11 protein-coding genes are annotated in these 14886 nt (G+C 54.1%); 7 read left to right on the top strand and 4 right to left on the bottom strand.

The window, feature by feature from the left end; translation table 11 throughout:
• Positions 1-6: 6 nt before the first annotated feature.
• From prpD to codA, 4 genes are all read left to right on the top strand, one after another.
• Complete coding sequence (gene prpD, locus ACJHWR_RS19840; RefSeq protein WP_001275890.1) at positions 7-1458, top strand: 2-methylcitrate dehydratase; 1452 nt, start codon at positions 7-9, stop codon at positions 1456-1458.
• 39 nt (positions 1459-1497) lie between these two features.
• Entirely contained in the window at positions 1498-3384 is a 1887-nt protein-coding gene (gene prpE, locus ACJHWR_RS19835; protein WP_000010238.1) for a propionate--CoA ligase, read from the top strand.
• A 236-nt stretch (positions 3385-3620) separates the two neighbouring features.
• Positions 3621-4880: a cytosine permease gene (gene codB, locus ACJHWR_RS19830; RefSeq protein WP_000076233.1), complete on the top strand. Its 1260-nt coding sequence runs from the start codon at positions 3621-3623 to the stop codon at positions 4878-4880.
• The gene (codA, locus tag ACJHWR_RS19825) at positions 4870-6153 is read left to right on the top strand and encodes a cytosine/isoguanine deaminase (protein ID WP_012311916.1); all 1284 of its coding nucleotides are present in this window, start codon (positions 4870-4872) and stop codon (positions 6151-6153) included. Before codB ends, codA begins: the two co-directional genes overlap by 11 nt.
• A 132-nt stretch (positions 6154-6285) precedes the next feature.
• Here the strand turns inward: codA and cynR are convergent, their stop codons facing one another.
• On the bottom strand, positions 6286-7185 hold the full coding sequence (gene cynR, locus ACJHWR_RS19820; RefSeq protein WP_000952478.1) for a transcriptional regulator CynR: 900 nt from the start codon (positions 7183-7185) through the stop codon (positions 6286-6288).
• A 109-nt stretch (positions 7186-7294) separates the two neighbouring features.
• On the opposite strand from cynR, the gene cynT reads away from it, so the two are divergent.
• Genes cynT through cynX form a run of 3 tightly spaced genes read left to right on the top strand, consistent with a single transcriptional unit; the run spans position 7295 to position 9642 of the window.
• Complete coding sequence (gene cynT, locus ACJHWR_RS19815; protein ID WP_000658640.1) at positions 7295-7954, top strand: carbonic anhydrase CynT; 660 nt, start codon at positions 7295-7297, stop codon at positions 7952-7954.
• A gap of 30 nt (positions 7955-7984) precedes the next feature.
• Positions 7985-8455: a cyanase gene (gene cynS / locus ACJHWR_RS19810; protein WP_000616241.1), complete on the top strand. Its 471-nt coding sequence runs from the start codon at positions 7985-7987 to the stop codon at positions 8453-8455.
• Positions 8456-8460: 5 nt separating this feature from the next.
• Positions 8461-9642, top strand: coding sequence for a cyanate transporter CynX (cynX, locus tag ACJHWR_RS19805; RefSeq protein WP_023141607.1), 1182 nt, complete (start codon positions 8461-8463; stop codon positions 9640-9642).
• 87 nt (positions 9643-9729) lie between these two features.
• Here cynX and lacA read toward each other — a convergent pair whose 3' ends face one another.
• The 3 genes from lacA to lacZ form a co-directional block, all read right to left on the bottom strand.
• A complete protein-coding gene (gene lacA / locus ACJHWR_RS19800) occupies positions 9730-10341 on the bottom strand; it encodes a galactoside O-acetyltransferase (RefSeq protein WP_024175817.1) in 612 nt (203 codons plus the stop codon).
• Positions 10342-10406: 65 nt separating this feature from the next.
• Positions 10407-11660 carry a lactose permease gene (gene lacY, locus ACJHWR_RS19795; protein ID WP_000291549.1) on the bottom strand — a complete coding sequence of 418 codons (1254 nt, stop codon included), beginning with the start codon at positions 11658-11660 and terminating at the stop codon, positions 10407-10409.
• A gap of 51 nt (positions 11661-11711) precedes the next feature.
• The gene (gene lacZ / locus ACJHWR_RS19790) at positions 11712-14786 is read right to left on the bottom strand and encodes a beta-galactosidase (protein WP_000177857.1); all 3075 of its coding nucleotides are present in this window, start codon (positions 14784-14786) and stop codon (positions 11712-11714) included.
• Positions 14787-14886: the final 100 nt, after the last annotated feature.

The following is a 14886-nucleotide window of genomic DNA, read 5'->3' as shown; positions in this document are numbered from 1 at the left end:
TACCCAATGTCAGCTCAAATCAACAACATCCGCCCGGAATTTGATCGTGAAATCGTTGATATCGTCGATTACGTGATGAACTACGAAATCAGCTCCAGAGTAGCCTACGACACTGCACATTACTGCCTGCTCGACACGCTCGGCTGCGGTCTTGAAGCTCTCGAATACCCAGCCTGTAAAAAACTGCTGGGGCCAATTGTCCCCGGCACCGTCGTACCTAACGGCGTGCGCGTCCCCGGAACTCAGTTCCAGCTCGACCCCGTCCAGGCGGCATTTAACATCGGCGCGATGATCCGTTGGCTCGATTTCAACGATACCTGGCTGGCGGCGGAGTGGGGCCATCCTTCCGACAACCTCGGCGGCATTCTGGCAACGGCGGACTGGCTTTCGCGCAACGCGGTCGCCAGCGGCAAAGCGCCGTTGACCATGAAACAGGTGCTGACCGCAATGATTAAAGCCCATGAAATTCAGGGCTGCATCGCGCTGGAAAACTCCTTTAATCGCGTCGGCCTTGACCACGTTCTGTTAGTGAAAGTGGCTTCCACCGCCGTGGTCGCCGAAATGCTTGGCCTGACCCGTGATGAAATCCTCAACGCTGTTTCGCTGGCGTGGGTGGACGGTCAGTCGCTGCGCACCTATCGCCATGCGCCGAACACCGGCACGCGTAAATCCTGGGCGGCGGGCGATGCCACGTCCCGCGCGGTACGTCTGGCACTGATGGCGAAAACGGGCGAAATGGGCTACCCGTCAGCCCTGACTGCGCCTGTGTGGGGTTTCTACGACGTCTCCTTTAAAGGTGAATCGTTCCGCTTCCAGCGCCCGTACGGTTCTTACGTCATGGAGAATGTGCTGTTCAAAATCTCCTTCCCGGCGGAGTTCCACTCCCAGACGGCAGTTGAAGCGGCGATGACGCTCTATGAACAGATGCAGGCAGCAGGCAAAACGGCGGCGGATATCGAAAAAGTGACCATTCGCACCCACGAAGCCTGTATTCGCATCATCGACAAAAAAGGGCCGCTCAATAACCCGGCTGACCGCGACCACTGCATTCAGTACATGGTGGCGATCCCGCTGCTGTTCGGGCGCTTAACGGCGGCAGATTACGAGGACAACGTTGCGCAAGATAAACGCATCGACGCCCTGCGCGAGAAGATCAATTGCTTTGAAGATCCGGCGTTTACCGCTGACTACCACGACCCGGAAAAACGCGCCATCGCCAATGCCATAACCCTTGAGTTCACCGACGGCACGCGCTTTGAAGAAGAGGTGGTGGAGTACCCAATTGGTCATGCTCGCCGCCGTCAGGATGGAATTCCGAAGCTGGTCGATAAATTCAAAATCAATCTCGCGCGCCAGTTCCCGACTCGCCAACAGCAGCGCATTCTGGAGGTTTCTCTCGACAGAGCTCGCCTGGAACAGATGCCGGTCAATGAGTATCTCGACCTGTACGTCATTTAAGCAAACAGCGGTAAGGCGTAAGTTCAACAGGAGAGCATTATGTCTTTTAGCGAATTTTATCAGCGTTCGATTAACGAACCGGAGAAGTTCTGGGCCGAGCAGGCCCGGCGTATTGACTGGCAGACGCCCTTTACGCAAACGCTTGATCACAGCAATCCGCCGTTTGCCCGTTGGTTTTGTGAAGGCCGAACCAACTTGTGTCACAACGCTATCGACCGCTGGCTGGAGAAACAGCCAGAGGCGCTGGCGCTGATTGCCGTCTCTTCGGAAACAGAAGAAGAGCGCACCTTTACCTTTCGTCAGCTGCATGACGAAGTGAACGCAGTGGCGTCAATGCTGCGCTCACTGGGCGTACGGCGTGGCGATCGGGTGCTGGTGTATATGCCGATGATTGCCGAAGCGCATATTACTCTGCTGGCCTGCGCGCGCATTGGCGCTATTCACTCGGTGGTGTTTGGTGGATTTGCCTCGCACAGCGTGGCGGCGCGAATTGATGATGCTAAACCGGTGCTGATTGTCTCGGCTGATGCCGGAGCGCGCGGTGGCAAAATTATTCCGTATAAAAAATTGCTCGACGATGCGATAAGCCAGGCGCATCATCAGCCGCGCCACGTTTTACTGGTGGATCGCGGGCTGGCGAAAATGGCGCGCGTTACCGGACGGGATGTCGATTTCGCGTCATTGCGCCATCAACACATCGGCGCGCGGGTACCGGTGGCGTGGCTGGAATCCAACGAAACCTCCTGCATTCTCTACACCTCCGGCACGACCGGCAAACCTAAAGGCGTGCAACGTGACGTTGGCGGATATGCGGTGGCGCTGGCGACCTCGATGGACACCATTTTTGGCGGCAAAGCGGGCGGTGTGTTCTTCTGTGCGTCGGATATCGGCTGGGTGGTGGGGCATTCGTATATCGTCTACGCGCCGCTGCTGGCGGGGATGGCGACTATCGTTTACGAAGGATTACCGACCTGGCCGGACTGCGGCGTGTGGTGGAAAATCGTCGAGAAATATCAGGTTAGTCGGATGTTCTCAGCGCCGACCGCCATTCGCGTGCTGAAAAAATTCCCTACCGCTGAAATTCGCAAACACGATCTCTCGTCGCTGGAAGTGCTCTATCTGGCTGGAGAACCGCTGGACGAGCCGACCGCCAGTTGGGTGAGCAATACGCTGGATGTGCCGGTCATCGACAACTACTGGCAGACCGAATCCGGCTGGCCGATTATGGCGATTGCTCGCGGTCTGGACGACAGGCCGACGCGTCTGGGAAGCCCCGGCGTGCCGATGTATGGCTATAACGTGCAGTTGCTTAATGAAGTCACCGGCGAACCGTGTGGCGTCAATGAGAAAGGGATGCTGGTGGTGGAGGGGCCATTGCCGCCAGGCTGTATTCAGACCATCTGGGGCGACGACGACCGCTTTGTGAAGACGTACTGGTCGCTGTTTTCCCGTCCGGTGTACGCCACTTTTGACTGGGGCATCCGCGATGCTGACGGCTATCACTTTATCCTGGGGCGTACTGATGATGTGATTAACGTTGCCGGGCATCGGCTGGGGACGCGCGAGATTGAAGAGAGTATCTCCAGTCATCCGGGCGTTGCCGAAGTGGCGGTGGTTGGGGTGAAAGATGCGCTGAAAGGGCAGGTGGCGGTGGCGTTTGTCATTCCGAAAGAGAGCGACAGTCTGGAAGATCGTGAGGTGGCGCATTCGCAAGAGAAGGCGATTATGGCGCTGGTGGACAGCCAGATTGGCAACTTTGGCCGCCCGGCGCACGTCTGGTTTGTCTCGCAATTGCCGAAAACGCGATCCGGAAAAATGCTGCGCCGCACGATCCAGGCGATTTGCGAAGGACGCGATCCTGGGGATCTGACGACCATTGATGATCCTGCGTCGTTGGATCAGATCCGCCAGGCGATGGAAGAGTAGGTTATTGTCGGATGCGTCGCCTGGCGCATCCGACACCATGCGCCGATGCCTGATGCGACGCTTACCGCGTCTTATTATGCCTACCCACTGTTTTTACACCGATAATTTTTCCCCCACCTTTTTGCACTCATTCATATAAAAAATATATTCCCCTACGAAAACGATTGCTTTTTATCTTCAGATGAATAGAATGCGGCGGATTTTTTGGGTTTCAAACAGCAAAAAGGGGGAATTTCGTGTCGCAAGATAACAACTTTAGCCAGGGGCCAGTCCCGCAGTCGGCGCGGAAAGGGGTATTGGCATTGACGTTCGTCATGCTGGGATTAACCTTCTTTTCCGCCAGTATGTGGACCGGCGGCACTCTCGGAACCGGTCTTAGCTATCATGATTTCTTCCTCGCAGTCCTCATCGGTAATCTTCTCCTCGGTATTTACACTTCATTTCTTGGTTACATTGGCGCAAAAACCGGCCTGACCACTCATCTTCTTGCTCGCTTCTCTTTTGGTGTTAAAGGCTCATGGCTGCCTTCACTGCTACTGGGCGGAACTCAGGTTGGCTGGTTTGGCGTTGGCGTGGCGATGTTTGCTATTCCGGTGGGCAAGGCAACTGGGCTGGATATTAATTTGCTGATTGCCGTTTCCGGTTTACTGATGACCGTAACCGTCTTCTTTGGCATTTCGGCGCTGACGGTTCTTTCGGTGATTGCAGTTCCGGCTATCGCCTGTCTTGGCGGTTATTCCGTGTGGTTGGCCGTTAACGGCATGGGCGGCCTGGACGCATTAAAAGCGGTCGTTCCCGCACAACCGTTAGATTTCAATGTCGCGCTGGCGCTGGTTGTGGGGTCATTTATCAGTGCGGGCACGCTCACCGCTGACTTTGTCCGGTTTGGTCGTAATGCCAAACTGGCGGTGCTGGTGGCGATGGTGGCCTTTTTCCTCGGCAACTCGTTGATGTTTATTTTCGGTGCAGCGGGCGCGGCGGCACTGGGGATGGCGGATATCTCTGATGTGATGATTGCTCAGGGTCTGCTGCTGCCTGCGATTGTGGTGCTGGGGCTGAATATCTGGACCACCAACGATAACGCGCTCTATGCGTCGGGCTTAGGTTTCGCCAACATTACCGGGATGTCGAGCAAAACCCTTTCGGTAATCAACGGTATTATCGGTACGGTCTGCGCATTATGGCTGTATAACAATTTTGTCGGCTGGCTGACCTTCCTTTCGGCAGCTATTCCTCCGGTAGGGGGCGTGATCATCGCTGACTATCTGATGAACCGTCGCCGCTATGAGCACTTTGCGACCACGCGTATGATGAGTGTCAATTGGGTGGCGATTCTGGCGGTCGCCTTGGGGATTGCCGCAGGCCACTGGTTACCGGGAATTGTTCCGGTCAACGCGGTATTAGGTGGCGCGCTGAGCTATCTGATCCTTAACCCGATTTTGAATCGTAAAACGACAGCAGCAATGACGCATGTGGAGGCTAACAGTGTCGAATAACGCTTTACAAACAATTATTAACGCCCGGTTACCTGGCAAAGAGGGGCTGTGGCAGATTTATCTGCAGGACGGAAAAATCAGCGCCATTGATGCGCAATCCGGCGTGATGCCCATAACTGAAAACAGCCTGGATGCCGAACAAGGTTTAGTTATACCGCCGTTTGTGGAGCCGCATATTCACCTGGACACCACGCAAACCGCCGGACAACCGAACTGGAATCAGTCCGGCACGCTGTTTGAAGGCATTGAACGCTGGGCCGAGCGCAAAGCGTTATTAACCCATGACGATGTGAAACAACGCGCCTGGCAAACGCTGAAATGGCAGATTGCCAACGGCATTCAGCATGTGCGTACCCATGTCGATGTCTCCGACGCAACGCTGACTGCGTTGAAAGCGATGCTGGAAGTGAAACAGGAAGTTGCGCCGTGGATTGATCTGCAAATCGTCGCCTTCCCGCAGGAAGGGATTTTGTCGTATCCCAACGGTGAAGCGTTGCTGGAAGAGGCGTTACGCTTAGGGGCAGACGTAGTGGGGGCGATTCCGCATTTTGAATTTACCCGTGAATATGGCGTGGAGTCGCTGCATAAAACCTTCGCCCTGGCGCAAAAATACGACCGTCTCATCGATGTTCACTGTGATGAGATTGATGACGAACAGTCGCGCTTTGTTGAAACCGTTGCCGCCCTGGCGCACCGTGAAGGCATGGGCGCGCGAGTCACCGCCAGCCACACTACGGCAATGCACTCCTATAACGGGGCGTATACCTCGCGCCTGTTCCGCTTGCTGAAAATGTCCGGTATTAACTTTGTCGCCAACCCGCTGGTCAATATTCATCTGCAAGGGCGTTTCGATACGTATCCAAAACGTCGCGGCATCACGCGCGTTAAAGAGATGCTGGAGTCCGGCATTAACGTCTGCTTTGGTCACGATGATGTCTTCGATCCGTGGTATCCGCTGGGAACGGCGAATATGCTGCAAGTGCTGCATATGGGGCTGCATGTTTGCCAGCTGATGGGCTACGGGCAGATTAACGATGGCCTGAATTTAATCACCCACCACAGTGCCAGGACGTTGAATTTGCAGGATTACGGCATTGCCGCCGGAAAAAGCGCTAACCTGATTATCCTACCGGCTGAAAATGGGTTTGACGCGCTGCGCCGTCAGGTTCCGGTACGCTATTCGGTACGTGGTGGTAAGGTGATTGCCAGCACGAAACCGGCACAAACCACCGTGTATCTGGAGCAGCCGGAAGCCATCGATTACAAACGGTGATCGGCTGGGCTGTGTGTTGACAAAGCGAGCGTAGTTTATGCCGGATGCGGCGTGAACGCCTTATCCGGCCTACGTAGAGCACTGAACTCGTAGGCCTGATAAGCGTAGCGCATCAGGCAATTGTGTCAGTGGTTACCGCGATTCATTTCCGCCAACAACCGCGCATTTATCCAACGCCATGTGTAAAAATGCCTTCGCGGCGGCTGTCTGCCAGCTATTTTTCCGCCGCAACAAAACCGCCGTTCTCTCCAGTAACGGTGGGGCAAGAGAAATCGCTTTAAGCCCGTCATGTTGTGTGGCAATCGCTGCTGGCAACAATGTGGAAAGGGAAGTGCGGCGAATCAGCTCCAGAACCGCGCTAATTGAGTTCGCCTCAATGACCACCTGTGGATGTAGCCCCGCTTTCTCGCAGTAGTGGTCAATTTGCTCTCTGGTGGCAAATTCCGCGCTGAGCAGGACCAGTTTTTCATCATGCAAGCGACTCAACGCCACCTGTTCACAGGCAGCCAGCGGATGATGTTGCGCCACGACTAACGCTAAACTTTCTGTCAGTAAAGGAATTGCCTCCAGCTCCGGCGAATGCGCAGGCGCGAAGGCAATCCCAACGTCCAGCTCGTCGCGACAAAGCAGATCTTCGATTTTCTCCTGCGACATTTCCTGTAGCTGGAGCGTGATGCCGGGGTAGCGCGCATAGAAATCCGCCATTAAAGGGCCGATAAAGTAGCTTGTAAAGGTGGGAGTGACGGCGATACGCAGCGATCCTCGCGTCAGATCGGCAACATCATGAATCGCCCGTTTACCCGCCCCCAGTTCCTGTAACGCCCGGCTGGCGTACTGTCGCCAGACTTCTCCCGCATCAGTGAGACGAATCGTTCGCCCGCTACGGTCAAACAGCGGCACGCCTAAACTCTCCTCTAACTGGCGAATCTGCTGGGAAAGCGCAGGCTGGGAGACGTGCAACGCACTGGCGGCACGGGTAAAGCTGCCATGTTCAGCCACGGCAAGAAAATAATTGATATGTCGAGAGAGCATTCGCCAACCTATAAGTAAATCCAATAGAACTCATCATAAATGAGACTTTTACCTTATGACAATCGGCGAGTAGTCTGCCTCTCATTCCAGAGACAGACAGAGGTTAACGGTGAAAGAGATTATTGATGGATTCCTTAAATTCCAGCGCGAGGCATTTCCGAAGCGGGAAGCCTTGTTTAAACAGCTGGCGACACAGCAAAGCCCGCGCACACTTTTTATCTCCTGCTCCGACAGCCGTCTGGTCCCTGAGCTGGTGACGCAACGTGAGCCTGGCGATCTGTTCGTTATTCGCAACGCGGGCAATATCGTCCCTTCCTACGGGCCGGAACCCGGTGGCGTTTCTGCTTCGGTGGAGTACGCCGTCGCTGCGCTTCGGGTATCTGACATTGTGATTTGCGGTCATTCCAACTGTGGCGCGATGACCGCCATTGCCAGCTGTCAGTGCATGGACCATATGCCTGCCGTCTCCCACTGGCTGCGTTATGCCGATTCAGCCCGCGTCGTTAATGAGGCGCGCCCGCATCCCGATTTACCGTCAAAAGCTGCGGCGATGGTACGTGAAAACGTCATTGCTCAGTTGGCTAATTTGCAAACTCATCCATCGGTGCGCCTGGCGCTCGAAGAGGGGCGGATCGCCCTGCACGGCTGGGTCTACGACATTGCAAGCGGCAGCATCGCAGCTTTTGACGGCGCAACCCGCCAGTTTGTGCCACTGGCCGCTAATCCTCGCGTTTGTGCCATACCGCTACGCCAACCGACCGCAGCGTAACCTTATTTTTAAACCATCAGGAGATCCACCATGATTCAGTCGCAAATTAACCGCAATATTCGTCTTGATCTTGCCGATGCCATTTTGCTCAGCAAAGCTAAAAAAGATCTCTCATTTGCCGAGATTGCCGACGGCACCGGTCTGGCAGAAGCCTTTGTAACCGCGGCTTTGCTGGGGCAGCAGGCGCTTCCTGCCGACGCCGCCCGCCTGGTCGGGGCGAAGCTGGATCTCGACGAAGACGCCATTCTACTGTTGCAGATGATTCCACTGCGTGGCTGCATTGATGACCGTATTCCAACCGACCCAACGATGTATCGTTTCTATGAAATGTTGCAGGTGTACGGCACAACCCTGAAAGCGTTGGTTCATGAGAAGTTTGGCGATGGCATTATCAGCGCGATTAACTTCAAACTCGACGTTAAGAAAGTGGCGGACCCGGAAGGTGGCGAACGTGCGGTCATCACCTTAGATGGTAAATATCTGCCGACCAAACCGTTCTGACAGCCATGCGTAACCATCAAAAGACGTTCACGATGCTGCTGGTTCTGGTGCTGATTGGTCTTAATATGCGACCACTGCTCACCTCCGTCGGGCCACTGCTACCGCAATTGCGCCAGGCAAGCGGAATGAGCTTTAGCGTGGCTGCCCTGTTGACCGCTCTGCCGGTGGTTACCATGGGCGGGCTGGCGCTGGCCGGAAGCTGGCTTCATCAGCATGTCAGCGAACGTCGCAGCGTCGCCATCAGTTTGTTACTGATTGCCGTCGGTGCATTGATGCGTGAGCTTTACCCCCAAAGTGCGCTGTTGCTTAGCAGCGCACTGCTTGGTGGAGTGGGGATCGGCATCATTCAGGCAGTGATGCCTTCGGTAATTAAGCGGCGGTTTCAGCACCGTACGCCACTGGTGATGGGGCTGTGGTCCGCGGCTCTGATGGGCGGCGGTGGACTTGGTGCCGCCATTACGCCCTGGTTAGTTCAACATAGCGAAACCTGGTATCAAACACTCGCCTGGTGGGCGCTGCCTGCCGTTGTTGCGCTCTTTGCCTGGTGGTGGCAAAGCGCCCGCGAGGTCGCCTCTTCTCACAAGACAACAACCACTCCGGTTCGCGTGGTATTCACTCCCCGCGCGTGGACGCTGGGTGTTTACTTCGGTCTGATTAACGGTGGTTACGCCAGCCTGATTGCCTGGTTACCCGCTTTCTATATTGAGATTGGTGCCAGCGCGCAGTACAGCGGTTCCTTGCTGGCGTTGATGACGCTTGGGCAAGCTGCGGGGGCATTGCTGATGCCTGCTATGGCTCGCCATCAGGATCGGCGCAAACTTTTGATGCTGGCGCTGGCGTTACAACTGGTGGGTTTCTGCGGCTTTATCTGGCTGCCGCTGCAATTGCCGGTCTTCTGGGCGATGGTGTGTGGTTTAGGTCTGGGCGGCGCATTTCCGCTCTGTTTGCTGCTGGCGCTCGATCACTCTGCGCAACCCGCTATTGCTGGCAAACTGGTGGCGTTTATGCAGGGGATCGGTTTTATCATCGCCGGGCTTGCCCCGTGGTTTTCTGGTGTGCTGCGTAGTATCAGCGGCAATTACCTGATGGACTGGGCGTTTCATGTGCTGTGCGTCGTTGGGCTGATGATCATAACCCTGCGTTTTGCACCAGCACGTTTTCCGCAGCTGTGGGTCAAAGAGGCATGATGCGATGCTTGTTTCGCCAGATAATGGAAGAGTGAATTATTGTCGGATGTGCCCAATGGCGCATCCGACATTTATTTCAGTGCTTATTTAAACTGAAGGTTCAACTTTATAATCTTTGTAATAATAGTGCTTATCCCGCTCGTTTATTTCGCGAATAACCCGGCAAGGAACGCCAGCAGCCACGACGTTTGGTGGAATGTCTTTTATGACGACACTACCCGCGCCAATAACAGAATTATCCCCGATGGTGACGCCTGGATTAATGACCACATGACTTCCGATCCAGACGTTATTGCCAATCGTTATCGGAAAAGAGTACATCTCACCGTTTTTTCTCAATTCATGGTGTACAGGGTGTCCCGTAACGGAAAGAGTAACATTGGGTGCAATCAATACGTTATCACCGATCGTTACCGTGTAGTCGTCTACAATGGTTAAATTGAAATTTGCATAAAAATTGCGGCCTATATGGATGTTGGAACCGTAAGAGAAATAGACGGGTGGTTCTATCCAGGCGTTTTCCCCTACCGTGGCAAACATTTCTTTAATCAGGCTTTCTCTTTTTTCAACTTCTGATGGATGCGAGTGATTAAACTCATACATTAACGTTTTCCCACGAAGTCTTTTTTCCGGTAAGCCTTCGCACATATCGGTAAATAGCTTGCCTGCTTTTATTCTTTCGGTCATTGGCATGTTCATTGCGATCATTCCGTCCTGATATGTTGGTCGGATAAGGCGCTCGCGCCGCATCCGACATTGATTGCTTAAGCGACTTCATTCACCTGACGACGCAGTAGAGAAAGCGGACCGGGGCCGCTAAGCGTGAACACGGAAATTAAGGTGAAGCCCAACGCCACCAGACCCAGCACCAGATAAGCGCCCTGGAAACCGATGCTTTCATACATATTGCCCGCCAGTACAGACATAAAAATCATCGCCAGTTGCTTAAAGAAGCAGAAACAGACCAGATAAATCGTCGCTGAAAAACGCACTTCAAACTGGCTGGTAATATATTTAAAGCAGCCCACCAGCAGGAACGGTACTTCAAACATATGCAGCGTTTTCAGAATAACCACTTCCAGCGCTGAGGTGGCGAACGATGAGCCAATAATACGTACAGACATAATAGTGCCAGCCAGCAGTAGGGCGTTTTTCCCACCGATGCGATTAATGATCAGTGGCGCAAAGAACATAATCGAGGCGTTAAGTAATTCGCCCATTGTCGTTACGTAGCCAAATACCCGCGTACCCTGTTCACCGGTAGCAAAGAACGAAGTAAAGAAATTAGCAAACTGTTGGTCAAAAACATCGTAGGTGCAGGAAACGCCAATAACATACAGTGACAAAAACCACAGTTTTGGCTGTCTGAACAGTTCCAGCGCCAGCTTAAGGCTAAATGCCGAATGGTTGGCACCTACCGCATTGGCAACCGTGGCGGAAGAGGGTGCATCCGTTTTGGCGAAAAAGAGTAAAACGGCGAGGATGAGTGCACAGCCAGAACCCAGCCAGAAAACAAACTGATTATTGATGGTGAACATGATACCGACAATCGAGGCACACAGCGCCCAGCCAACACAGCCAAACATCCGCGCGCGACCAAATTCGAAATTACTGCGACGGCTGACTTTCTCGATAAATGCCTCTACTGCTGGCGCACCGGCGTTAAAACAAAAGCCAAGATAAATACCACCAACAATCGATCCTACTAAAATGTTGTATTGTAACAGTGGCCCGAAGATAAAAATAAAGAACGGCGCAAACATCACTAACATGCCGGTAATAATCCACAGCAGGTATTTGCGCAGCCCGAGTTTGTCAGAAAGCAGACCAAACAGCGGTTGGAATAATAGCGAGAACAGAGAAATAGCAGCAAAAATAATACCCGTATCACTTTTGCTGATATGGTTGATGTCATGTAGCCAAATCGGGAAAAATGGGAAGTAGGCTCCCATGATAAAAAAGTAAAAGAAAAAGAATAAACCGAACATCCAAAAGTTTGTGTTTTTTAAATAGTACATAATGGATTTCCTTACGCGAAATACGGGCAGACATGGCCTGCCCGGTTATTATTATTTTTGACACCAGACCAACTGGTAATGGTAGCGACCGGCGCTCAGCTGGAATTCCGCCGACACTGACGGGCTCCAGGAGTCGTCGCCACCAATCCCCATATGGAAACCGTCGATATTCAGCCATGTGCCTTCTTCCGCGTGCAGCAGATGGCGATGGCTGGTTTCCATCAGTTGTTGTTGGCTGTAGCGACTGATATTGAACTGGAAGTCGCCGCGCCACTGGTGTGGGCCATAATTCAATTCGCGCGTCCCGCAGCGCAGACCGTTTTCGCTCGGGAAGACGTAAGGGGTATACATGTCTGACAATGGCAGATCCCAGCGGTCAAAACAGGCCGCAGTAAGGCGGTCGGGATAGTTTTCTTGCGGCCCTAATCCGAGCCAGTTTACCCGCTCTGCGACCTGCGCCAGCTGGCAGGTCAGGCCAATCCGCGCCGGATGCGGTGTATCGCTCGCCACTTCAACATCAACGGTAATCGCCATTTGACCACTACCATCAATCCGGTAGGTTTTCCGGCTGATAAATAAGGTTTTCCCCTGATGCTGCCACGCGTGAGCGGTCGTAATCAGCACCGCGTCGGCAAGTATATCTGCCGTGCACTGCAACAACGCCACTTCGGCCTGGTAATGGCCCGCCGCCTTCCAGCGTTCGACCCAGGCGTTAGGGTCAATGCGGGTCGCTTCACTTACGCCAATGTCGTTATCCAGCGGTGCGCGGATGAACTGATCGCGCAGCGGCGTCAGCAGTTGTTTTTCATCGCCAATCCACATCTGTGAAAGAAAGCCTGACTGGCGGTTAAATTGCCAACGCTTATTACCCAGCTCGATGCAAAAATCCATTTCGCTGGTGGTCAGTTGCGGGATGGCGTGGGGCGCGGAGGGGAGTGCCACACTGAGGTTTTCCGCCAGACGCCACTGCTGCCAGGCGCTAATGTGTCCGGCTTCTGACCATGCGGTCGCGTTCGGTTGCACTACGTGTACCGTAAGCCAGAGTTGTCCGGTGCTTTCCGGCTGCGGTAGTTCAGGCAGTTCAATCAACTGTTTATCTTGTGGAGCAACATCCAGAGGCATTTCACCGCTTGCCAGCGGCTTGCCATCCAGTGCCACCGACCAGTGCAGGAGCTCGTTATCGCTATGACGGAACAGGTATTCGCTGGTCACTTCGATGGTTCGCCCGGATAAACGGAACTGGAAAAACTGCTGCTGGTGTTTTGCTTCCGTCAGCGCCGGATGCGGCGTGCGGTCGGCAAATACCAGACCGTTCATGCAGAACTGGCGATCGTTCGGCGTATCGCCAAAATCACCGCCGTAAGCCGACCACGGGTTGCCGTTTTCATCATATTTAATCAGCGACTGATCCACCCAGTCCCAGACGAAGCCGCCCTGTAAACGGGGGTACTGACGAAATGCCTGCCAGTATTTAGCGAAGCCGCCAAGACTGTTACCCATCGCGTGGGCATATTCGCAAAGGATCAGCGGGCGCAGTTCTCCAGGCAGCGAAAGCCATTTTTTGATGGACCATTTCGGCACAGCCGGGAAGGGCTGGTCTTCATCCACGCGCGCGTACATCGGGCAAATAATATCGGTGGCCGTGGTGTCGGCTCCGCCGCCTTCATACTGCACCGGGCGGGAAGGATCGACAGATTTGATCCAGCGATACAGCGCGTCGTGATTAGCGCCGTGGCCTGATTCATTCCCCAGCGACCAGATGATCACACTCGGGTGATTACGATCGCGCTGCACCATTCGCGTTACGCGTTCGCTCATCGCTGGTAGCCAGCGCGGATCATCGGTCAGACGATTCATTGGCACCATGCCGTGGGTTTCAATATTGGCTTCATCCACCACATACAGGCCGTAGCGGTCGCACAACGTGTACCACAGCGGATGATTCGGATAATGCGAACAGCGCACGGCGTTAAAGTTGTTCTGCTTCATCAGCAGGATATCCTGCACCATCGTCTGCTCATCCATGACCTGACCATGCAGAGGATGATGCTCGTGACGGTTAACGCCGCGAATCAGCACCGGCTTGCCGTTCAGCAGCAGGAGACCATTTTCAATCCGCACTTCGCGGAAACCGACATCGCAGGCTTCTGCTTCAATCAGCGTGCCGTCGGCGGTGTGCAGTTCAACCACCGCACGATAGAGATTCGGGATTTCGGCGCTCCACAGCGCCGGGTTTTCGACGTTCAGACGTAGCGTGACGCGATCGGCATAACCACCACGCTCATCGATAATTTCACCGCCGAAAGGCGTGGTGCCGCTGGCGACCTGCGTTTCACCCTGCCACAAAGAAACCGTCACCCGCAGCTCATCGCGCAGTTCGCCGCACATCTGAACTTCTGCCTCCAGTACCGCGCGGCTGAAATCATCATTAAAGCGAGTGGCAACATGGAAATCGCTGATTTGTGTGGTCGGTTTGTGCAGCAACGAGACGTCACGGAAAATGCCGCTCATCCGCCACATATCCTGATCTTCCAGATAACTGCCGTCACTCCAGCGCAGCACCATCACCGCGAGGCGGTTTTTTCCGGCGCGTAAAAATGCGCTCAGGTCAAATTCAGACGGCAAACGGCTGTCCTGGCCGTAACCGACCCAGCGCCCGTTGCACCACAGATGAAACGCCGAGTTAACACCATCAAAAATAATTCGCGTCTGGCCTTTCTGTAGCCAGCATTCATCAATATTAAATGTGAGCGAGTAACAACCCGTCGGATTCTCCGCGGGAACAAAAGGCGGATTGACCGTAATGGGATAGGTCACGTTGGTGTAGATGGGCGCATCGTAACCGTGCATCTGCCAGTTTGAGGGGACGACGACAGTATCGGCGTCAGGAAGATCGCAATCCAGCCAGCTTTCCGGCACCGCTTCTGGTGCCGGAAACCAGGCAAAGCGCCATTCGCCATTCAGGCTGCGCAACTGTTGGGAAGGGCGATCGGTGCGGGCCTCTTCGCTATTTCGCCAGCTGGCGAAATGGGGATGTGCCGCAAGGCGATTAAGTTGGGTAACGCCAGGGTTTTCCCAGTCACGACGTTGTAATACGACGGCCAGTGAATCCGTAATCATAGTCATAGCTGTATCCTGTGTGAAATTGTTATCCGCTCACAATTTCACACAACATACGAGCCGGACGCATAGAGTGTAAAGCCTGGGGTGCCTAATGAGTGAGCTG

Origin of the sequence: Escherichia sp. WS568 (genome assembly GCF_046486085.1) — a bacterium.
Taxonomy (GTDB): Bacteria; Pseudomonadota; Gammaproteobacteria; order Enterobacterales; family Enterobacteriaceae; genus Escherichia; species Escherichia coli.
Note: the sequence above shows the minus strand (reverse complement) of the source record. Positions and strands in the feature narration are given on the sequence as shown.

Coding starts and splice junctions, on each gene's coding strand:
- cynS (WP_000616241.1), top strand. CDS start 7,985: ATGATTCAGTCGCAAATTAACCGCAATATTCGTCTTGATCTTGCCGAT.
- lacY (WP_000291549.1), bottom strand. CDS start 11,660: ATGTACTATTTAAAAAACACAAACTTTTGGATGTTCGGTTTATTCTTT.
- prpD (WP_001275890.1), top strand. CDS start 7: ATGTCAGCTCAAATCAACAACATCCGCCCGGAATTTGATCGTGAAATC.
- prpE (WP_000010238.1), top strand. CDS start 1,498: ATGTCTTTTAGCGAATTTTATCAGCGTTCGATTAACGAACCGGAGAAG.
- lacA (WP_024175817.1), bottom strand. CDS start 10,341: ATGAACATGCCAATGACCGAAAGAATAAAAGCAGGCAAGCTATTTACC.
- lacZ (WP_000177857.1), bottom strand. CDS start 14,786: ATGACTATGATTACGGATTCACTGGCCGTCGTATTACAACGTCGTGAC.
- cynR (WP_000952478.1), bottom strand. CDS start 7,185: ATGCTCTCTCGACATATCAATTATTTTCTTGCCGTGGCTGAACATGGC.
- cynX (WP_023141607.1), top strand. CDS start 8,461: ATGCGTAACCATCAAAAGACGTTCACGATGCTGCTGGTTCTGGTGCTG.